Source organism: Saccharicrinis fermentans DSM 9555 = JCM 21142 (assembly GCF_000517085.1).
Lineage (GTDB): Bacteria > Bacteroidota > Bacteroidia > Bacteroidales > Marinilabiliaceae > Saccharicrinis > Saccharicrinis fermentans.
The window spans coordinates 4,924,027-4,946,945 of the sequence record NZ_KI912107.1 but is presented as its reverse complement, the minus strand read 5'-3'; the positions used below and the strand labels follow the sequence as shown (position 1 = coordinate 4,946,945).

Here is a 22,919-nt window from a genome sequence, read left to right as displayed (position 1 = left end):
ATTATTTGCTTTTATTTCTGATCGTCAAAAACAAAGGCAAGTTTAAATGACACATAAGGCTGGTAATCTGTATCAGTTTTGATTACAAAGTGTTCCCCGGTTTGCGTTACAGTATATGCCTCGCTTGAAAATATATCTGAACAAACCACCGTAGCTGTCCATTTACCATCTTTCATTTCTTTTTTGAGAGCCAAGTTAGAAACAAAATAAGCATCTCGTTTTGTTTGGGCATTTTTATAAGGACTATTATATTTAAGATCCCATTTCAGCGTATAGGATTTGGGCAACATAAAGGTGTTATTCCAACGCGTATCAGCTTTTAACTGTTTACGAGTGTACTTATAATCCTCAAAATCAACATCCAGCTTATAGGCATAAATACTGGTACTCAAGTTGCTATTCCACCATGAAAAAACGTCGACTCCACCCATTATCTCAATGCCAGTACTCCACGACTGCCCGACATTTTCGGGTGATTCAATCAACGTATTCCCTTCTGAAATTTTCGAATAGCGTTGGATTACATTGTCGGTTTTACGAGTAAACAATTCTGCCGAAAGAAAATTCTTCTTCCATGACTTTTTCCATCCAACTTCCCATGCATCAGTATAGGTAGGCTTCACGTTTCCATTGCCTTTGTAATACACATAAGCTGACTGATATTGTAACAACGGTACCAGTTTCCAATAATTCGGCCGTTCTATACGTTTTGAATAACTGAGGTAAAGTTGATTTGTTTCCGTAAAATTATAGGTAATATGAGCGGAAGGAAAAAAGTCGTTAAAGCGCTTACGTTTGCGATTGTAAGTACGGGTACCATCTCCATTATCATAACTATAATCTGAGCGGCGATCTGTAAACTCCATCCTGGCTCCTGCTTGTGCTGCCATTTTTTCACCTTCACGCTTTAGCAAAAAATAAAGTGCATATACATCCTGAATGAAATCAACCTCTTGGTTAAGAGGGGAATTGTCATATTTCGTGATAATATTATTTTCGTCAAAAGTCCCACTCACCGAAGCAATCCGAGGAATATGATCGGTATTTATCTCAGCACCAGTTTCCATCATCACTTCCTCTCGCAAAGGCATTTTATAGTTGAACTTCCCTTCAATCATGGTTTCTTGGTGTTCTGAACCGACAAATCCCTCCCTTTCTATAAAAGCCTTATAGATCTGTTCGTCGTACTGACGCTCGAACAAATCTATAAGGTTAGCAGAGTAATCAACATAAGCCGAGAGCAGGTGGGAACGATCCTTATCAAACGCATGCTCATAAGTCAGCGTACCTCCCACGTATTGATAATCGCAATTATACAGGCTATTAAGATAATAAGTTGAATCAATGGATGATCCGCTTACCAATATCATTTGTTCAGTAACCCAACCTTTCGATCTGTTTTTTTGTTTCGTTGCAGCAGGATTGATATAAGCCGAAAAATCGATAAAATCTTTATTGGATAAATCGTAATTAAAACCAAGTTCAATAGTTGAACTCTTTTGTCCGTGTTTAGAGTCGACATGAGAATTGGTCAAATAACTATTTGTCTCATCCATAACATGCTGAACACTTGCCTCACTATATTTACTCCATACGTCGTCTAACCAGTAAGCATTAATATACCACCCGCTTTTATCCGTTTTTTTATCTGTAGAGAACATCCAACGATGAGTGCCCAATGTTGATAGGTTCACACTACTGTTAATGGTATAACCTTCTAAACGAGATTTCTTCAGAATAACCTGAATGATACCAGCCGATCCTTCCGCATCATATTTAGCCGAAGGATTGGTAATAATTTCAACTTTATCAATACGTGAAACAGGTAACTGACGCAGTTTCTCTACACCATTGGCCACAGGATGTCCATTGATGTATACCTTAAAAGTTCCGTCACCTCGGTAGGTAAGGTTCCCGTCCAGATCCAACTGAACCGATGGCACATTTTCCAATAAATCAATGGCAACATCTGCACTGGGAAAACTTCCTGCATCAATCACCTTTCGATCTACTTTATAGCTCATAGCTGTCTTCCTACTTTTAATGACTACTTCATCAATTTTTTCAGAAAGCATCTGAAGTGTAGTTTCACCCAAGTCGCGAATACCGGGTTGTAGAAAAACATCGTTAATGATCACAGACTGATATCCAATAAAACTCATTTTTACCTGATAAGTTCCAGTCTTTATGTTTTGTATTAAAAATTTGCCACTATCATCGGTCATCACCCCACTTATGAACGACGAATCCTTGGTCGAAAAAAGAGCTACATTGGCGTAGGCAATCGGAACATGCGAAGTGTTGTCAATGATTCTTCCACTTACATCGCATTTTTGTGCAAAAACTTGCATATTGATCAAAAGAAGTGTAATCAGAAACAATTTTTTATCATAGTCTTTTATCTCCATTATGGCTAAAATATGTAATGCAATTGGCATTTTTTGTTTAAAAATCTTACTTTGAGCTCGTCGCACATCAACTTAACTGATCCTCCAGAACGATTCTAATCATCGATAAATATCCGATTCGCCATATGAATTACATATAACAATATGGTTCAGGTTTGATTAAACAACAATAGTATAGCCTAAGAATAATGTATTCTGAGCTATAATGCAAAAATAAATATAATGTAGTAAATATAATATTTAAAATATTAATTCATCATAATAAATGACAAAAAGCTTCGCAGACACCATCACAGGTTAATTTGACTTCCTTAGTAATTTAACGATACGATTATACATTACTTCTGACATATTCCAATTATATCCATCAAAATTTACTGTGTTTGTAAATTGTATTACAACCGCATCAATATCCGGATGGTATTTAGCGATTGTTTGGTATCCGGGTATCAAGCCAGTATGTCCATACTTATAAATGGATGCGTATATTTCTTGTTCATTTTTATCTCTAAATACCGAACCGTCGTTTAACGCTCTAATAAATATACTCAAATCCTCTGCACTCGCTAATACAGAACTTACATTATTCCCTTTTAAATCAAAATCATAACCCACATAATAACCACTCATCACATCATCTAAATTAACATCATTTATAGAGCCAAAAGTATGCTGTAGATTCAATGGGCTTAGTATCTCCTCTTGAATGTATTGGAACGTACCATATCCAAGAGTTTGGTTGATGACTCTATCAAGTAACAAATAATTGGTATTAGAATATTCTTCATCTTCATCGGGTTTAAAGTTGGCAGGTAAGTCCAAAACCAAGTCAAGATTTTCTTCTGCCGTCTCTTTCGGCGCAACCCAATACATATATGTGTCTGTATAATTAGGAATACCACTCCTATGTTTAACTAACATACGCAATGTAATTTTATTGGCATATTCTATCCTTCCCTTCAATTCGGGCAAATATCCTGCTAGTGTGCTATCCAATGACAACTTTCCCTCTGAGACTAATTTGGCGACAGCTACTGCTATATACAATTTGCTTACACTGGCAATCTTAAACAATGCATCAGGTTCAGATGGAGTTTTGTTTGCCCTATCCTTGTAACCTGAAGTATAAAATACACATTGATTCCCCTTTTTATTTACACATACAATGATACCATCAAATCCGTAATCCGAGGCTTTATCAACCTGATCTTGAACGGTGCTTGGAAGTGGTAAAATCCAGGCTTGAACAATCGGCCATGGTACAAAATATAAAGATATTATGGTACCCAAAAACAATAAAACCCTAATTATTCGCCTTGTTGTTTTTTTATTCATTACTTAGTTATTCTATTTTGGATGCTATACTGCATATTTTAAAGCATGACTAAATATAATTTCATTGCTGAATATAGCAAATAGAGCGTTTAAACACAAATGAGGGATTAGAGATTTTCTAATGCATTTTCCAGGGCCATAGCCTCTCGCCAGCGCGGGCCACGGCTATTGTTCTGGCCACCCCTGCGGTCTTTTTACTGATAATTTTGTATATAAATAGAAGATATCCTTTGTATGAGAGAGCTTAAACATAGATTTTTATAATTGAGAACTTCTATGCTGTACTTGAAGTTCTATTAAAAAAGAAGGCTTGCACAACTCAACAACTACACGACTTTACCAGCTCACCAACCTAACAAGCTAACAAACTAACATCTTTTCCAGCTCGCCAATTCCATCAACTTAACAACTATAACAACTCGCCACCATCAAGCTTCTCGCCAGCGCCGGCCCCCGGGCTATTGTTCTGGCCAACCCTGCAGTCGATTTGTTGGTAATTGGGTATTTATATGAAACGAGCCATGAGAGTGATCTCTCACACAGGTGAATGATTATCACGGCGAGTTCCATATGACCATTAAGAAACAAATTATAAACATATGAAAGATATCTTTAGATCAGAGTTCTTGAATATGGATTTTAATAAGTTGAGAACTTTTATGTTTTACTTGAAATTGTTCATAAATTGAAAATATTGTTTCTGTATGAAAGAGGATAACTTTATTCTTTTGATACATACCTTGCTTTTGTTTCTTATGTATATGTCCTTTTTATCATTGCCATAAAAAGGACCAAAAAGGTCTAGAACAATAGATCACTATCAGCCCTACATCAACTTCCCTTTCCGTCCGGCGCACTACCACCTCAAGTGCGCCCAGGGAAGCCTCTCGCCAGCGCCGGCCCCGGGGCTATTGTTCTGGCCTGCCCTGCGGTCTTTTACTGATAGTTTCATATACGAATGGAAGATATCTATTAAATGAGAAATACAACTCAGCCACTCCACGACTTTACCGGCTCGCCAACCTAACAAGCTAAAAACTGAGAATAGGAAATTAGTACCATCAAAATTTCGCAATAGAACATCACCAGTTGTAGAAATAAAAAATAGCCTCCATTTTTAGGTTGTGAAATCTAAAAAAACAAAGGCTATGAATAAAAACCAAAAAGTTTTTATGTGGTACAAAGTTAATGAATTATGGAAACAAGGACTCAATAAGAGTCAAATAAGTAGAGAGCTTGAGATAGATAGATAGATAGATAGAGGCACTGTCCGTAAATATTTAGCAATGGATGAACAGACTTTTATGTTGTGGATAAATAAGCAGCATCGCCTGTCAAAAAAGCTCTCTGGTTATTATAAATATGTAAAAACACTTCTCGAAAGCACGCCTCACTTGTCAGCCGCCCAGGTAGAAGATCGTTTAAAAGAATCATTTGAAGATTTACCGAAAGTAGATAGCAAAACGGTCTATAACTTCGTAAAAACGATTCGGGAGAAGCATGCCATCAATAAGTACAAAGAAGTGGGTTCCCGTCAATATCAAAAGCTGCCTGAGGTAGCTTATGGTAGCGAGGCTCAGGTTGATTTTGGCGAGATTACTATGCAGAGTGGAGAAGGTCATCGTATCAAAGTGTATTTCTTCGCCATGGTACTTTCGCGTTCTCGCTACAAGTACGTTTATTGTCAACGCTGCCCTTTTACCACCCAAACTGCGGTATATGCTCACGAGTTAGCTTTTAATTACTTTAACGGTATACCAAGTAAGATCATTTACGATCAGGATAAAGTATTTATAAAGGGGGAAAATCTTGGTGATGTTTTATTAACAGAAGGATTTCGAAGTTTTTGCCAGCAATACTCTTTTGAAACTATTTTTTGCAGGAAAGCAGATCCTGAATCCAAGGGAAAGGTTGAGAATGTGGTGAAATATGTCAAATATAACTTCCTGAAAGGTCGTACATTTCAGGATCAAAACACCCTTCAGGAAGATTGCCTGGCATGGCTTAAACGTACAGCAAATGCCAAGCTTCACGGAACCACCAGGAAAGTCCCTTATGAACAATGGTTGATTGAACAATCACATCTGGAACCTTACCGCGACACCCCTGAAAAACCATTAATATTACTGCCTGGTTACAAGGTTCGAAAAGACAACACCGTTGCCTACAAGGGAAATTTTTACAGTTTACCAATAGGGACTTACAAAGATGCCGATACAACCGTGCTTCTTGATGACAAAGGGAATACCCTGGACTTGTTATCTGATGTAAATACGCTTGTTGCGTCTCATAAGATTCCGCTGGGAAAGGGTGTTTTGGTGCGCAACACGGATCACTGCCGCGAAAAATCAAAGACACTACAACAGAGATATGAACTTTTATTAAACGCTTTTGGCAATACACCAGAATCACAAAGCTATTTGGCTGACCTGGAAAATGACAAACCGCGTTATTTTCATGATAATATAAGGGAAATTTTAAAAGCTATAAACAATGCGAACGATCGGGTAAAAACAGAAACTTTAAACTTCTGCATCGAAAACAAAGTGTTTAATGGGTATCGATTTGCGGAGGTACTTGCCCATCTTCAAAACGAAGAAAAACAAATATCGGAGGCGAGTAAAATAAATATCAGTAAAGTGAATGTGGAACCCCCTAAGGAGTCGATTGCTCCTGCCCAAAGTAGTATCGAAATTTATGAAACATTATTGAGATAGATCATGAAGCAAATAGAACAAATCAAGCAGTATGCCGAATTGTTGCGGCTTACCCAGACAAAGAAGTCCCCAGAAGAAATCTTGCATCAGGCGCAAATAGATAAGCTTTCATATACGGAATTCACCCTGGAGTTATTGAAAAAAGAAGTCCTTCACAGGCAAAATACCGATCTGGAGCGAAGACTCAAACTAGCCAGATTACCGAAGAAACATCAGCTGGATAACTACGATTTTAATGTTGCCAACGGTATTACAAAACCCCAACTAAAACAACTGCGTGAGTTGATGTGGCTGGAACAAAACTACAATCTGGTTTTAATGGGACCATCCGGAACCGGTAAAACCTATATTGCGGCGGGCCTTGTGCATGATGCTGTAGTTGCCGGGTACAAATCTTATTTCATCACAATGGAAGAACTTGTTACCATATTAAAAATGAAAGAAATGACATCTTCTGCTTTAAATGCTTACAACCGACTGACAAAAGCTCATTTAATTGCGATTGATGATATAATGCTTTTTCCTATTAAGAAACATGAAGCTGTGGCATTTTTCAACCTTGTAAATCACCTACATGAACAGACCTCTGTGATTATTACAACAAATAAATCGCCTAAACAATGGGCTGAAACCCTCGAGGATGAAGTCCTGGCCACGGCACTGTTAGATCGCTTGCTTTATCGATGTGAAGTCTTGAAATTGGAAGGGAAAAGCTATCGGATAGAAAACAGAAAAACAATCTTTTCTCATGAACACTAATCCCTTGCATGCTTCGTTCGCTACGCTCTCTTTGCATGCAAGGGATTAGCAATATATTTTTTAATCATAAGTGATGGAATACTATTGCGAAAAATTGCTGATGTATAATTTGCTATTCTCAGGCCTGCCCTGCGGTTCATTAATTGATAGCTTTGTACATTAATGGAAGATATTTATTAAATGAGAAACACAACTATAACAACTTCAACAACTCCACGACTTTAACAACTCCGCAACTTTACCAGCTCACCAACCTAACAAGCTAACATCTTTACCAGCTCGCCAACTATAACAACTCGCCACCTCATGCGTCTTGCGCCTTGCAACACCCATAAAGCAAAAAAAAAAGAGCAACTGGATAAAATCCAATTGCTCTCTTTTAAGATGGGCGGCGACCTACTCTCCCACTGTACGCAGTACCATCGGCGCTAACGGGCTTAACTTCTCTGTTCGGAATGGGAAGAGGTGGAGCCCCGTCGCTATAACCACCTGAATATTGTTATATTCCTTTATATTTTTTTATTGTCACATCGGCTACAATCAAAATCACATTTCGGCGCTTAATGCTCCAACTAAAAGTTTCGGGCAATTAGTACCGCTCGGCTTTGGTGTTACCACCTTTACACCTACGGCCTATCAACGTCGTAGTCTACAACGTCCCTAATAAGGATATCTCATCTTGAAGCAGGCTTCGTGCTTAGATGCTTTCAGCACTTATCCCTTCCACACATAGCTACCCAGCGATGCTCCTGGCGGAACAACTGGTGCACCAGAGGTATGTCCAACGCGGTCCTCTCGTACTAACGTCAGGTCTTCTCAAATATCCTACGCCCACAACAGATAGGGACCGAACTGTCTCACGACGTTCTGAACCCAGCTCGCGTGCCACTTTAATGGGCGAACAGCCCAACCCTTGGGACCTTCTCCAGCCCCAGGATGTGACGAGCCGACATCGAGGTGCCAAACCGCTCCGTCGATATGAGCTCTTGGGAGCGATCAGCCTGTTATCCCCGGAGTACCTTTTATCCTTTGAGCGATGGCCCTTCCATGCGGAACCACCGGATCACTATGTCCTACTTTCGTACCTGGTCGGCTTGTCGGCCTCACAGTCAAGCTTCCTTGTGCCATTACACTCCACGGACGGTTACCAATCGTCCTGAGGAAACCTTTGAAAGCCTCCGTTACTCTTTTGGAGGCGACCACCCCAGTCAAACTACCCACCAAACAATGTCCGGATTAATCCGTTAGGCCACAGATAAGCAAAGGGACGTATTTCAAGGGCGGCTAAACTACACCTGGCGATGCAGCATCAAAGCCTCCGTCCTATCCTACACATTACTTACCCACAACCAATGTTAAGTTGCAGTAAAGGTTCACGGGGTCTTTCCGTCCCGTTGCGGGTAATCGGCATCTTCACCGATACTACAATTTCACCGAGCTCATGGCCGAGACAGTGCGCACATCGTTACACCATTCGTGCAGGTCGGAACTTACCCGACAAGGAATTTCGCTACCTTAGGACCGTTATAGTTACGGCCGCCGTTTACTGGGGCTTCAATTCAATGCTTCGTCGAAACTAACATCTCCTCTTAACCTTCCAGCACCGGGCAGGTGTCAGGCCTTATACCTCTTCTTTCGAATTTGCAAAGCCATGTGTTTTTGATAAACAGTCGCATGCGCCATTTCTCTGCGGCCAGCCTAAACTGGCGCCCCTTTTCCCGAAGTTACGGGGCTAATTTGCCGAGTTCCTTAGCCATGAATCACTCGAGCGCCTCAGTATACTCAACCCAACTACGTGTGTCCGTTTACGGTACGGGTCCCTGTACTCGCTTTTCTCGGTACCGTTTGCTCTGCTTCGCTTCGGCCGAAGCCTAGGCTCTACGTACTATTCCGTCAGTACCTAGCAGTCTCAACAATACGTCACTTTTATTGTACAGGAAGTGCAGGAATATTAACCTGCTATCCATCCACTACCCCTTTCGGGTTCGCGTTAGGTCCCGACTAACCCTGATCCGATTAGCGTTGATCAGGAAACCTGAGTCTTTCGGCGTGCGGGTTTCTCGCCCGCATTATCGTTACTTATGCCTACATTTGCTTTTCCAATTACTCCACCGGACATCGCCATCCGGCTTCTGCGTCATTGGAATGCTCCCCTACCACTGTTAATAAATTAACAATCCATAGCTTCGGTAATATGCTTATGCCCGATTATTATCCATGCTCGATCGCTCGACTAGTGAGCTGTTACGCACTCTTTAAATGAATGGCTGCTTCCAAGCCAACATCCTAGCTGTCTCTGCAATCAAACCGCGTTTGTTCAACTTAGCATATATTTGGGGACCTTAGCTGATGGTCTGGGTTCTTTCCCTTTCGGACACGGACCTTAGCACCCATGCCCTCACTCCTGTTCATCATTATACAGCATTCGGAGTTTATCAGGAGTTGATAGGCGGTGAAGCCCTCTCGTCCAATCAGTAGCTCTACCTCTGTATAACTAAAACAAGGCTGCACCTAAATGCATTTCGGGGAGTACGAGCTATTTCCAGGTTTGATTGGCCTTTCACCCCTACCCACAGTTCATCCGAAGACTTTTCAACGTCTGGCGGTTCGGTCCTCCATTCCGTGTTACCGGAACTTCAACCTGACCATGGGTAGATCACCTGGTTTCGCGTCTAGCGCAGCTGACTTATTCGCCCTATTAAGACTCGCTTTCGCTTCGGCTCCGGGACTGAGGCCCTTAACCTTGCCAACTACGACTAACTCGTAGGCTCATTATGCAAAAGGCACGCCGTCACTGATTAATCAGCTCCGACCGCTTGTAAGCGCACGGTTTCAGGTACTATTTCACTCCCCTGTTAGGGGTACTTTTCACCTTTCCCTCACGGTACTGGTTCACTATCGGTCTTTCAGGAGTATTTAGCCTTACCGGATGGGCCCGGCAAATTCAGACAGGATTTCACGTGTCCCGACCTACTCAGGATACCACTATCCTATAAAATATTACGTGTACTGGACTATCACCTTCTTTGGTCGTTCTTTCCAAAACGTTCTACTTCTATTTTATATTCATGTTGTGGTCCTATAACCCCTACAATGCCTAAACATTGTAGGTTTGGGCTAATCCCCGTTCGCTCGCCGCTACTAGGGGAATCATTATTATTTTCTTCTCCTCCAGGTACTTAGATGTTTCAGTTCCCTGGGTTTGCCCTCCTTGCGGAGTGACCGGTCATCAACCGGACGGGTTGCCCCATTCAGAAATCCACGGATCAACAAATATTTGCTTCTCCCCGTGGCTTATCGCAGCTTATCACGTCTTTCGTCGCCTCTGAAAGCCTAGGCATCCACCGTGCGCCCTTGCTTACTTTCTTGTTGGTTGATCCTTAACGATCTGCGTTAAGGCCAACTTATGATTTTGATTGTTTTGCCAATATGTCAATGTACGTTTTGTCCCGTTTTGGACAACGTGGAATACACAAAATTTGATAACTGTTCATCTTTAATAATTGTAAGTCTCTCTCCAGAAAGGAGGTGTTCCAGCCACACCTTCCGGTACGGCTACCTTGTTACGACTTAACCCTAGTTACCAGTTTTACCCTAGGCCGCTCCTTGCGGTAACGGACTTCAGGTACCCTCGGCTTCCATGGTTTGACGGGCGGTGTGTACAAGGCCCGGGAACGTATTCACCGCATCATGGCTGATATGCGATTACTAGCGAATCCAGCTTCACGGAGTCGAGTTGCAGACTCCGATCCGAACTGAGACCGGGTTTAGGGATTAGCATCATGTCGCCATGTAGCTGCCCTTTGTACCGGCCATTGTAACACGTGTGTAGCCCTGGACGTAAGGGCCGTGCTGATTTGACGTCATCCCCACCTTCCTCGCGGTTTACACCGGCAGTCTTGTTAGAGTCCCCACCTTTACGTGCTGGTAACTAACAATAGGGGTTGCGCTCGTTATGGGACTTAACCCGACACCTCACGGCACGAGCTGACGACAACCATGCAGCACCTTGTAAGCAGTCCGAAGAAAAGAATATCTCTACTCTATGCAGCCTACATTTAAGTCCAGGTAAGGTTCCTCGCGTATCATCGAATTAAACCACATGTTCCTCCGCTTGTGCGGGCCCCCGTCAATTCCTTTGAGTTTCATTGTTGCCAACGTACTCCCCAGGTGGATTACTTAATGCTTTCGCTCAGTCGCTGACCATGTATTGCCAACAACGAGTAATCATCGTTTACGGCGTGGACTACCAGGGTATCTAATCCTGTTCGCTACCCACGCTTTCGTGCATCAGCGTCAATTATAGCTTAGTAAGCTGCCTTCGCAATCGGTGTTCTGTGTTATATCTATGCATTTCACCGCTACACAACACATTCCGCCTACCTCAACTAAATTCAAGACTAACAGTATCAATGGCAGTTTTACGGTTGAGCCGCAAGATTTCACCACTGACTTATTAGTCCGCCTACGCACCCTTTAAACCCAATAAATCCGGATAACGCTCGCATCCTCCGTATTACCGCGGCTGCTGGCACGGAGTTAGCCGATGCTTATTCGTACGGTACCGGCAAATATCTACTCGTAGATACGTTTCTTCCCGTACAAAAGCAGTTTACAACCCATAGGGCCGTCTTCCTGCACGCGACATGGCTGGTTCAGCCTTGCGGCCATTGACCAATATTCCTCACTGCTGCCTCCCGTAGGAGTCTGGTCCGTGTCTCAGTACCAGTGTGGGGGACCTTCCTCTCAGAACCCCTAGACATCGTCGCCTTGGTAAGCCGTTACCTTACCAACTAGCTAATGTCACGCATGACCATCTTTTACCGCCGAAGCTTTATATAATTTACCATGCGGTAAAGTATAACCATGGGGCATTAATCCAAATTTCTCCGGGCTATTCCCCTGTAAAAGGTAGGTTTCATACGCGTTACGCACCCGTGCGCCGGTCGTCATCTGTAGCAAGCTACAATGTTACCCCTCGACTTGCATGTGTTAGGCCTGTCGCTAGCGTTCATCCTGAGCCAGGATCAAACTCTTCGTTGTATAAAAATTATCTGTATAGATCTAGTAAACTATTTCTATAACTATTATTCTTTACAAGAGCCTTACTCAAAGAATCACTCTGTTATTTTTCCTTTTGTGCATTCCAATATTTTCAAAGAACGTCGATAAGTCTCCTTATCGTCTTTATATCTTTTAGGTCTAAAACCTAAGTTCAATCTGTTTGTTAAAACTAACCGATGTTAGTTTATCGCTGTAAAAGCGGATGCAAAGATAACAACTTTATTCCCTTAATTCCAAATGTTTTTTGAGAAAAATTGAAAATTAATTTTTTCGCTTTATTCCTTTCCAAACTCCTGTATTTAAACAGTTTTAAAGACTTCATTCTTATCAGTTTTTTATCCTTTTTTGCTACCGTTTTAGCGGCTGCAAAGATAAAGGTTTTTATTGAATCTGCAAAATAAAATTTAAAAATATTTTTTAGACTCTTTTTTAACTCCTCATCCGTCCTTAAAACACCTTATTATCAATGTTTTTTAATCCCTTCTTTTACCTCAATATCTCAGTTACTTCTCTCGCCTTTCGTTCAAAGCGGGTGCAAAGAAAGAGACTTTATTTCGTAATTCCTAACCTTTCCCTTCTCTTTTTTTTAATCGAACTTGAAAGATAATACCTAAGCAATATATTGTCAAGTATTTACAGCTAAATGTTTTTTTATTCTTTTTTCCTTAATCCATAAATATCCTATTTACACTTCGTCTAATGCGAATATCACAATCAATAGCATTCAATGGACAGACAACAATAGAGAAGCTATTCGTTTCGAAACATTCTTGTCAATATTTAATACACCTATTAAATACTCTTCCACTGCTTTTGTCCATGCTTTAAAGCAGTCTTTTGACTCCCCATAGTAATCAAAAGCCTGGTTAGCGATATCTTCAGTACAAGGACCAAAACACCGGAACAATCTTCGAAACGACTTTGCTGAAATATGCGTATGCTTATATTGATCGAATAGTAGATCCATAAAATCTATCACTTGTCCTTCGCTATAAGAAGGCCCAAGTTTTACACGTAGATACGTAGCCGTAGGACTTTCTATGAAACCATCCGGATGTACACCCTGATCATTGAAATGAAGAAACAATAATACCTGCAGCAACAAACTAACATTGTCACAAGCATACGATTTCAGTTCTATCTGCTTTGAAGCATTAATACTAAAAATAATTCCCAATAAATTCAGTTTCGACCGATTAACATATGTTGCCTTGTAATTCGTGGTTGTTTTATCTGGAAGAAATAAGATCGGGAAGAGGGCCTTCCATTTTTTATGCAATTTAAAGGTTGTTTTCAAAGCAAAAACACTCCAGACAGATGGATAACACAGTTCTATGCGCTCAATCTCAACTACGGTACTTAAAACCTGTTTTAAGTAAACACTACACCTATTCGTTGAGGTTTCCATCAACTTAAAAATATAATGCACATCCATTCCATTTGGACCACGAGAGTTTTCCATACGTCTACCCAATAAAACTCAATTACAAATTTTCTTTAATCCTCTTAAAAAGTTCAGATGCAAAAACAAAGTCGTTTAATTTCTCTTCCTTAGCCAACAAAATATCATTTTTATTACCTTCCCATAGCTTTCGTCCCTGATAGATATAAATAATCTTTTCACCAATAGCCATCACGGAATTCATATCATGTGTATTTATAATGGTTGTTATTCCATACTCTTTGGTAATTTCATAGATAAGCTCATCAATAACAATGGCTGTTTTAGGATCTAGTCCGGAATTCGGTTCATCACAAAAAAGATATTGGGGATTAAGGGCAATAGCTCTGGCAATAGCCACTCGTTTTTGCATACCACCACTAATCTCCGAAGGATAAAGGTGGTTCACATTTTCAAGATTCACTCTATTGAGACAGAAATTAACCCTATCCGATTTTTCTTCCAATGATTTATCCGAGAACATATCCAGTGGGAACCTCACATTTTCTTCAACAGTTAAAGAGTCGAAGAGTGCTGAACCTTGAAACAACATTCCTATTTTCTTTCTAATCAACTTCTGCTCAGAAAAGGGCATTTCCGAAAAAACTTCATCATCATATACGATCTGTCCCGAATCAATTTGGTGCAGACCAACAATTGATTTAAGCAAAACAGTTTTTCCATGTCCACTTTGTCCAATAATTAGATTTGTTTGGCCTGTTTCAAATGTAGCAGACACATCGAACAAAATTTGCTTTCCATGAAAGGATTTATTAACATTTTTTACCTCTATCATGCCAACAACAACTGAGTTAGTAAAAGATTGAATAACAAAATTTGTATACTGCTAATAACTACAGCACGCGTACTGGCCACCCCCACTTCGAGCGAACCTCCTTGAACATGATAACCCTGATAAGCAGAAATAGTTGAAATCAAAAAGGCAAAAACCACAGACTTAATTCTACTTTAACAGATTAAAATGATCACTGAAAAAACGATAATTTAGTATTGTTTTTCTTTCGTAATAAACAGTAAATTAGTATATTGCAATTGAAACAAAGAACAAAACTCAAGTTTGCAATGGGTAACGGGCGAAAAACTTAAAAAAATATACGAATAATGGTAAAACACTGCTAGCGGTCAACAACCGACTTGAAGTGTATTTATCTGAATTTCAGCACCATTTTAAAAATAGAACAAAATCCAACTTCGACAAAGCTACTCAATACGTCGAAGGTCTAGCTTTAAGCGATTTGAAAAACATCGAACGCATCACTGAGACATTAAACGCAGACTACCATAAGATGCAGCATTTTATCACCGAATCCAATTGGGATGCAAGAGCTGTCATCGACCAAATAGCAAATCAGGTAGACCAATCACTCCCAAACCAAAAATTAAAAGGATTACTCATAGACGAAAGCGGATGGGTGAAAAAAGGTGACAAAAGCATTGGTGTTGATCACCAGTATTGCGGGAACGTTGGGAAGACTGCAAACTCGCAGGTTGCAGTTTTTGGTTGCTTGTGCACGGACAAATATGCAGCGTTGGTCGACACGAGACTGTACCTTCCAAGGTCATGGTGTACTAACAACGCCAGGTGTGAAACTGCTGGCATCCCCAAAGAGGACAGGGTTTTCAAGACAAAACCGGAGCTGGCTACAGATATTGTGAAGCACCAACTGGAAATGGGTATCGAGTTCGATTACGTTGGGGGGGATGGACTTTATGGCAATGACCTTGCGTTTACCCGTTCGGTTGAGGATATGGGTTTGGTGTACATGCTTGACATTCATAGCGATCAAAAAATCCACCTTGAAAAACCAGAACTACATATTCCAGAGCGAAAGAGCAATCGTGGGCGCCCACCCAAAAGGCCGAAGGCAAGCACCCCATCGGTAAACGCTAACGAATATATAGAAACGCTTACAAACAAGGACTGGAAAAAGCTTGACATTCGTGATTCTGCCAAGGGAAAGCTGAAGGGATTGTTCCATTTTAAGACAGTTTACATTTGGGATAAGGTTCAGAACATTGTTGAGAAACGGTTGCTGGTCATTTCGAAAAGAAAGACAAAGCAGGGAGTAGAAATAAAATATTCGTTCACTAACGCAGAACTTGCTCAATACACGCATCAGGCGCTGGCATACATGCAGGCACAACGCTTTTTCATTGAGCATAGCTTCAAAGAGCAAAAACAGACAGTAGGCTTGGATCAGTTCCAAACCCGCAAATGGCTGTCATGGCATCACCAAGTAGCCCTCAACTTAATGGTGGGCAGCTTTATGCTGAAAGAAAAACTATTGAATCAAGACGAAGTCCCATTGTTGTCGGCAAGAGACATTATGGATTTTATGGTATACAAATTTTATCGTGAAATGACCGATGAACGGATGCTGGAAAAACTGCAGCAGCGACATGAAAAGCGACAGCGTGACATAGACCTCTGTTATTCAAAGCAATAAATCTGTTAAAGTAGAATTAATGAGCGCATAGATAACATGAAAGGGAATAAAATCAAGCCTTGCACCATATATAAAATCAGCAGAAAGCACTTCACCTGACAAAACACCAGAGAGCCATCCGCCCATCACACCTACACCCATACTTATCACAGTTATAAAAGGAATCATAAGAACCATACCCAAGATCTTAGGTAACACAAGAAAGCTAGCTGAATTGATACCCATTATTTCAATCGCATCAATCTGCTCTGTCACTCGCATACTACCAATCTCGGAAGCAATATTAGAGCCCACCTTACCTGCCAATATAAGACCAACAATTGTTGAAGAAAATTCTAATACAACAGACTGCCGGGCAGCATAACCTATTGTATATTTAGGAATAAAAGCCGAATCGAGGTTATACGCCGTTTGCAAGGTAATAACGGCTCCCATGAATACAGAAATAATAGAAACGATACCAAGAGAGTTAACGCCCAGACTTTCCGCTTCCTTAATGATCTGCTTAAAAAGTATCTTATATTTTTCCGGTCTGGAGAACACTCTTTTTAAGAACATAACATACCTCCCGAAATGAAATAGAAATCCCATATATTTTGATTTGCGATAAAAATACTAACTTAATTCAGGGTAAAAAAATTTTAATTCTAAAGAACAATGGTTTTTATTGTGGCTGTTTTTAGGTATTTTCACCAACATATTACAAATGATGTTGAAATATAAAAAATATACGATGACAAACAACACCTACTGCGTAATTATGGCAGGGGGAATCGGAAGCAGATTTTGGCCAATCAGCCGAGAAGAAACCCCTAAACAGTTCTTAGATATTCTAGGAACCGGTAGAACCCTGATTCAGCAAACATTTGAAAGGTTTACCCCCATTTGTCCTGCTGAAAATTTTTTAGTAGTAACAAGTATTGAATACAAGGCAATGGTACTTGAACAGCTTCCTGCTTTAAAAGCAGAACAAGTGCTAACAGAACCTTATAGAAGAAATACAGCCCCATGCATTGCCTATGCCAACGCATGGATTAAAAAACGCAATTCTGAGGCATCTATCATAGTAACCCCTGCCGACCATTTAATTCTTAAGCCGGAAGAATTTGTCAAGGTAATTTCAAAAGGAGTGGACTTTGTACAGAACTTTGACGCTTTGCTCACCTTAGGCATCAAACCTCACCGTCCGGAAACTGGTTATGGCTATATACAAGTCAGCGATGATTCACCTACAGAATTGGGCGTCATTGAACCTGTAAAAACATTTACAGAGAAGCCCAATTTAGAATTAGCCAAGGTATTTTTTGAGAGCGGGGAATTTTTCTGGAACTCAGGCATATTTATTTGGACGTTAAGAGCCATAGAGAATGCCTTCGATAAACACTTACCCGAAGTAAAACGTTTGTTTGACAATATTAATGATCAAATAAACACAGATCAACAAGAGAACGCCATCAAGGAAATCTACCATGAATGCGACAATATCTCTATAGACTATGGCATAATGGAAAAAGCCACGAATGTATATGTATTAACTGCTGATTTTGGGTGGAGCGATTTGGGTACCTGGTCATCACTATATGAGCACTCTGACAAGGACGACAACCAGAATGCGATCAATACAGGCAAAGTACTTACCTATGATTCTAAAAACTGCATTATCAATCTCCCTAACAAAAAAATGGCGGTAATACAAGGGCTTGATAATTATATCGTTGCCGAATCACACGATTGCTTACTCATTTGTCCTAAATCCAACGAACAACAAATTCGTCAGTTTTCTGCAGATATTCTTGCAGAATATGGTCAAGAGAAATAATAAACCCTCTATATAACAAACAAAAAAAGGAGTGCAAGTGCACTCCTTTTTTTTTATGGTTGAATTTGTTGTTCTTCTTAAAACTCCCACAAGTCATGTTCAAAATTAAAAATATCCATCTTGATTCTTTCTGATTCCAACATGGCTTCCATTCCAACAGCGTACTGGTCGATTGTACGGTTGTTGTATACATTTGACTCACGCACAATATAACTTCCAAAATATCTTTTCATAAAAATATCATCAAATGTTCTACGTTGAGCATCGTTCCTAGGATTAAACACTTCGTTACGTGCAAATAAATCTCTGGCCTGTGGAAAATAAATCCAGAATGTTTGCTTTTTAGCCACCTGTTCTTCACCGTCACCACTACTTTTGGTATACTCACGTATAGGACACAGTCCTATAATACGAACGTCTAATCTCGAATAATTACGATCAAAGAACCATACTTCCTTCACCAAAATCTGCTTAATTTCTTCCGGTCTTAAATCTCCAGCTACTACCCTTTCAACATAAGTACCATCATCTTGTCTCACCTCCATCGTATCACCAACGGCTCCCATTTCATACATTACTTGATCCAAAGTCATCTCCACTTTAAACTCATCTTCATACTTAGTTGAGTAAGCAGTTAAACCTTCATATTGAATACCATGCATTAATAGTTGAATTAGACTAAATCTTCCGTCCATCGTATTAATTGGATAAAAAAGAGGTAAATTAATCTTCTCCCTTAGATCAACAATACGCCAAACCTTTTTGGCCCACATCACATCCGCTTCCCTCACATGAGGATAAGGAATCGGTTTACGGTTTTGAACATGTTCAGGCGGATATATTCCATCCAAAACATTTTGCGCCTTCACTGTAGAACTACCTACCGTGGCCACCAATATTATTAACAAGAAGAACAACTTTTTCATGATCGTATTTTTATTTTATCTAACTTTTTCCCTATGAATTATCAATCTAATACAAATGTAATTGTACCTAGGTCACGCGTACCACTAGGACCTTTGGCACGAATACCTTCTATTGATACTTTAGCACCTCTGGACATACCCTTTATCAGTTCTTTTTGTTGCGCAGTAAACTTACTACTTTTAGACGGTTCGTCCACTATATAACCACCCTTTAGAACAGATACAGTAAAACGAGTCACCTTATATTCCAGCTCAAAATCAAAATCTTTCATTTCGGCAAAAACACCTGATTGAGCCAGCAATACATTCTTCCGAATTTTTCCACCTGATTCACCAGCTACTGTAGGAACCGGATCAGGTACTCTTTTAATCCTAAATTCTTGTTTCCCTATAAATTTTGTTTTTCCACCTATTTCAGCACTTACACTGACAATAGACTTTCTTCCCGCAGTTCCGGCTTTAGGTCGTACAATAAAATTAGCTCCAGATCTTTTTTGAACCACATTTGTCATACTAATTTTTAAAGCGTTACTTGCAACTCCAGGTACTGAAATAGCAACAGGGTTATCAACTCCCTCATAAAAAACATTCATTTTTATTGGAGAGATTACTGCACTTGGTTTAACAACCTGATATTCTCCCTCAACAGGATAATCATTAAAACCAGTACCATCCGGTGTCGGCATTTTTATATTACCTGTCCATTTATATTCTCCAACACCTTTGGTTTGTTCCAAAAGGCCTTTTCCATCTCCAACTTTTAACTTTTGTCCGTCTACTACAATCTCAGGCACAACAGTTGGGTCATATGCAGCAATATATACCTCTGCTTTGTAGGTTTCACCCTCTAATACAGTTGTTTTAAAAGGTTTTACTACGGTCAATAATTCATCAAATTTGTATGAATCCTTATTGATATCACTCATTAAGTTAGCCACAACATCCGCTTCTGCGTTTCTGACATCACCCTGAATTTTACTTAACATGGCCATCGATGCTGCTAAAGGAACATGTTCAAACTTTGTGGATTCCCAAGTCTTTATTTCTTCATCTTTAACGTCATCTGTATTAAAAACAGTTTCGTAGGCATGAATATATGCAGTATCTTTAACATCATTTGGATCCAGCATACTCACTAACAAATCTTTAAACTCAGTCATTCGACGTTTAAGCTCCTTACTTCTAGCGCCAGCTTTTTCCACTATCATTACCTGCGCAGCCACATCTTGATTATCAATACCCGCATAACTTTCAGGTGTTGCTTCAGGACCGGATACCGTTTGAGCTAAAACAAGCTTAATATCTTGTATATGATTTACTAAAGAATCCGAAGCAGCTTGTACTTTCTGTGCTTTATCCCATTCTTCCTGTGCTTTACTTCTATTGGTTTCGAAAGCAGTTTTAAATTGAGTATAAAGGGATTCATTTTTACGTTCTACCGTTTCTCTGGTTTGATTAAAACCTTCATCCAGCGATACAAAAGCTAATAGCAACTCTCCCGACACATTCAATGCAAGCATTGCTGTCAAAAAGAGGTACATCATACCGATCATTTTCTGCCGGGGGGTTTCTGGACAATTTCCGCCACTCATACTTTGGTTTTTCTAAAAATTAATACAAAAAGTAAATTAACGGCCTCCCACATTCATGGCGCTCAACATATTTCCATAGATGGTATTCAATTCACCTACGGTTTTATTTAGGTGAGCCACCTGATCCCTATAGCTCTTCGCACCCTCAACAGACTGCTTTAAATACTCACTTATTTCACCCAATCCACTATTCACACTCTCCGTTGCTTCCACTTGGTTTTTAGAACCTTTCAGCTGCATCTCATATATTGAATTAATAGATGCCAATTTACCATTCAGTGCAGATAATTGATCGTTATATTTTTTATTATTATCAGCAATACCGCCCATTTCCTTTTCCATAGTATTGGACAAATTAGCGTATGTAGCTATTAATTGCTTACCCGAGTTGGACATATCAGTGGCCACTTTATTACCAGCCTCCGATATAGCACTTGCAGTTGCATTATACGACTGCGTCAATGCCTGCGTAGATTCTTCAATGGCTTTCGATGTTTTCTCCTGTACATTTCCAAACTTACCAACAGACTCAGAAGCATTCTGGATATTCTGCAAGTAACTTTGGGTAGCCAATGACGCATCACTAAGATCTGCCAATTGAGAAGAAGTAGCACTTAATTTTTTTATTCCTTCCGATAGCTCTGCTACTGTTTTCTCATCGATATTTCCTGTTTGAATCAGGGCCTGCAATTCTCCACCGCCTTCACCACCACCTTTTCCATGATGGGCAGCATTAGGTTCCAACCCTACTAGTTCGGGATATACCAAACTCCAATCTGGCATTTCGTGAGGTGGTTCAAAAGCCGACAATGCAAAGATTATAATCTCTGTACCCATCCCAATAAGTAACATAATTCCTGCACCTGGGTAGTGCATAATTTTAAATAAAGCTCCTGCTAAAACGATTGCTGCACCAAAACCATATACTTTACCCATGATTTTTTTATATCCGGGACTTTCAACAAATTCGGTTATAGTCATAATTAAATTGTGTTAATCTGTTATTTACTCAATAGTTTAAAAACAATGATGTTTTATAATTACATTTAGTCCCCAATATAATCCCTTACGCAACGAAATCCTATATAAGACTTAGCTGAATCCTGATACTCGTACGTTCTGGTACCGCACTGCAGGTAATAACCAACATCCTTCCAAGAACCACCACGAATTACTTTTCTTTTCATCACATGTGGATCGTCAGGCAAAGCATTATATTTATAAGTTGGGTTAAAATCGTGTGTAAAACTATAAGCAGACTCATCAAAAGCACTAGAAGTCCATTCCGCCACATTACCTGCCATATCATACAATCCAAAATCGTTAGGTGCATAGGATGCCACAGCCATAGCAGTATTACCACCATCGTCGGCGTAACGACCTCTTAAAGGTTTAAAGTTAGCCAAAAAGCATCCTTTATCGTTTCTGGTATACATTCCACCCCAAGGATACATTTGATTTTCCAAACCTCCTCTGGATGCATATTCCCATTCTGCCTCTGTAGGTAAACGGTACTCCATCACTTCTGCCTCACCTTTACTCACAAGATAATTGTTCATATAACGCGATCTCCAGATAGTAAATGCAGTAGCTTGCTGATGAGTGATACCTACCACAGGGTATTCATAAAAACCCACATGCCAAAAATACTTTTCGGTCCAAGGTTCATTAAAAGAATACGTAAAATCAGCAATCCAACACAAGGTATCAGGATAAACATTCACATTATCTTTCATGATAAAGGCAGAACGATCACTAATACTCTCTTCCTCACCTACTTGATTATATACAGTACCTTCATACTGCTTAGTGTCGAAATTATAACGATTCGTTTTTTTAGCAGCCTGTTGCATATCTACCCATTCATACTCGTAGATTAGTTTTCTAGAGTCTATTTCTTTTCTTCTGAAAAACCTTTCATTTTCAGGCAAAAACAACTCATCCAAAATCTCGGCATACTCTTCATTATCCCATTCAATGGGTTCATCCCAGTTTAAAAACGGAGGATCTATTTCATTTCCAAACTCATCCTCAGCAATCACAAACTCTTCAAACTGTTCTCCCAAAAGCTTTCTAGCTATGGAATCCCTCACCCAATTCATATACTGACGGTATTCTGTATTGGTAATTTCCGTTTCGTCCATCCAAAAAGAACGAATGGAAACAGTTTTAGACTGCGCAGTTAACGACCAAGCAGCATCCTGATCGTTAGGGCCCATATTAAAACTTCCCTGGGGGATAAATAACATTCCATATGGATCCGGCTCATAAAAGGTACCCCTTTCAATTACTCCGGTAAGTTCCCCTCCACCGGAGTTACTACATCCGCTTAAGATAGTGACTATAATTACACTAAGAGCTAATACTTTCTTCATAATATTTAAGACTAT

14 protein-coding genes and 3 rRNA genes are annotated in these 22,919 nt (G+C 39.9%); 4 read left to right on the top strand and 13 right to left on the bottom strand.

The annotated features are described in order from the left end of the window. Positions 1 to 11: 11 nt before the first annotated feature. Together CYTFE_RS0120440 and CYTFE_RS0120435 are read right to left on the bottom strand one after the other, a co-directional pair. Positions 12 to 2,438 (bottom strand): TonB-dependent receptor, encoded by a 2,427-nt coding sequence (locus CYTFE_RS0120440; RefSeq protein ID WP_027473335.1) that lies wholly within the window; start codon positions 2,436 to 2,438, stop codon positions 12 to 14. A gap of 267 nt (positions 2,439 to 2,705) precedes the next feature. Continuing rightward, positions 2,706 to 3,743, bottom strand: a complete 1,038-nt coding sequence (locus CYTFE_RS0120435; RefSeq protein WP_027473334.1) for a serine hydrolase domain-containing protein — start codon at positions 3,741 to 3,743, stop codon at positions 2,706 to 2,708. 1,253 nt (positions 3,744 to 4,996) lie between these two features. Here CYTFE_RS0120435 and istA point away from each other — a divergent pair. Together istA and istB are read left to right on the top strand one after the other, a co-directional pair. Continuing rightward, a complete protein-coding gene (gene istA, locus CYTFE_RS27475; protein WP_262505591.1) occupies positions 4,997 to 6,460 on the top strand; it encodes an IS21 family transposase in 1,464 nt (487 codons plus the stop codon). A gap of 3 nt (positions 6,461 to 6,463) precedes the next feature. Then, positions 6,464 to 7,219 (top strand): IS21-like element helper ATPase IstB, encoded by a 756-nt coding sequence (gene istB / locus CYTFE_RS0120425; protein ID WP_027473333.1) that lies wholly within the window; start codon positions 6,464 to 6,466, stop codon positions 7,217 to 7,219. Positions 7,220 to 7,602: 383 nt separating this feature from the next. Here istB and rrf read toward each other — a convergent pair. From rrf to CYTFE_RS29645, 6 genes are all read right to left on the bottom strand, one after another. Continuing rightward, positions 7,603 to 7,712 (bottom strand): 5S ribosomal RNA (gene rrf, locus CYTFE_RS0120420). A gap of 77 nt (positions 7,713 to 7,789) precedes the next feature. Continuing rightward, positions 7,790 to 10,587 (bottom strand): 23S ribosomal RNA (locus CYTFE_RS0120415). 153 nt (positions 10,588 to 10,740) lie between these two features. Further along, positions 10,741 to 12,262: ribosomal RNA gene (locus CYTFE_RS0120410) — 16S ribosomal RNA — on the bottom strand. Together the 16S, 23S and 5S rRNA genes form the textbook arrangement of a ribosomal RNA operon. Before the next feature lie 745 nt (positions 12,263 to 13,007). Beyond that, a complete protein-coding gene (locus CYTFE_RS0120405; RefSeq protein WP_027473332.1) occupies positions 13,008 to 13,745 on the bottom strand; it encodes a hypothetical protein in 738 nt (245 codons plus the stop codon). Between the two features lie 22 nt (positions 13,746 to 13,767). After that, entirely contained in the window at positions 13,768 to 14,520 is a 753-nt protein-coding gene (locus tag CYTFE_RS0120400) for an ABC transporter ATP-binding protein (protein WP_027473331.1), read from the bottom strand. Next, complete coding sequence (locus tag CYTFE_RS29645) at positions 14,517 to 14,678, bottom strand: ABC transporter permease (RefSeq protein WP_235208384.1); 162 nt, start codon at positions 14,676 to 14,678, stop codon at positions 14,517 to 14,519. Before CYTFE_RS29645 ends, CYTFE_RS0120400 begins: the two co-directional genes overlap by 4 nt. A gap of 206 nt (positions 14,679 to 14,884) precedes the next feature. On the opposite strand from CYTFE_RS29645, the gene CYTFE_RS0120390 reads away from it, so the two are divergent. Continuing rightward, positions 14,885 to 16,192, top strand: coding sequence for an IS701 family transposase (locus tag CYTFE_RS0120390; RefSeq protein WP_027473330.1), 1,308 nt, complete (start codon positions 14,885 to 14,887; stop codon positions 16,190 to 16,192). Here CYTFE_RS0120390 and CYTFE_RS27470 read toward each other — a convergent pair. Continuing rightward, complete coding sequence (locus CYTFE_RS27470; RefSeq protein ID WP_081736057.1) at positions 16,181 to 16,783, bottom strand: MlaE family ABC transporter permease; 603 nt, start codon at positions 16,781 to 16,783, stop codon at positions 16,181 to 16,183. The genes CYTFE_RS0120390 and CYTFE_RS27470 overlap by 12 nt on opposite strands. A 142-nt stretch (positions 16,784 to 16,925) precedes the next feature. Between CYTFE_RS27470 and CYTFE_RS0120380 the strand changes: the two genes are divergently transcribed. Then, positions 16,926 to 18,011: a mannose-1-phosphate guanylyltransferase gene (locus CYTFE_RS0120380; protein WP_027473329.1), complete on the top strand. Its 1,086-nt coding sequence runs from the start codon at positions 16,926 to 16,928 to the stop codon at positions 18,009 to 18,011. Between the two features lie 77 nt (positions 18,012 to 18,088). On the opposite strand, the gene porN is transcribed toward CYTFE_RS0120380, so the two are convergent. The 4 genes from porN to porK form a co-directional block, all read right to left on the bottom strand. After that, positions 18,089 to 18,937, bottom strand: a complete 849-nt coding sequence (porN, locus tag CYTFE_RS0120375) for a type IX secretion system ring subunit PorN/GldN (RefSeq protein ID WP_044213010.1) — start codon at positions 18,935 to 18,937, stop codon at positions 18,089 to 18,091. A gap of 41 nt (positions 18,938 to 18,978) precedes the next feature. Then, a complete protein-coding gene (porM, locus tag CYTFE_RS0120370) occupies positions 18,979 to 20,529 on the bottom strand; it encodes a type IX secretion system motor protein PorM/GldM (protein WP_052343330.1) in 1,551 nt (516 codons plus the stop codon). A gap of 36 nt (positions 20,530 to 20,565) precedes the next feature. Further along, positions 20,566 to 21,510, bottom strand: coding sequence for a type IX secretion system motor protein PorL/GldL (gene porL / locus CYTFE_RS0120365; RefSeq protein ID WP_027473326.1), 945 nt, complete (start codon positions 21,508 to 21,510; stop codon positions 20,566 to 20,568). 65 nt (positions 21,511 to 21,575) lie between these two features. Beyond that, positions 21,576 to 22,904, bottom strand: coding sequence for a T9SS ring complex lipoprotein PorK/GldK (gene porK, locus CYTFE_RS0120360; protein ID WP_027473325.1), 1,329 nt, complete (start codon positions 22,902 to 22,904; stop codon positions 21,576 to 21,578). Positions 22,905 to 22,919 lie beyond the last annotated feature (15 nt).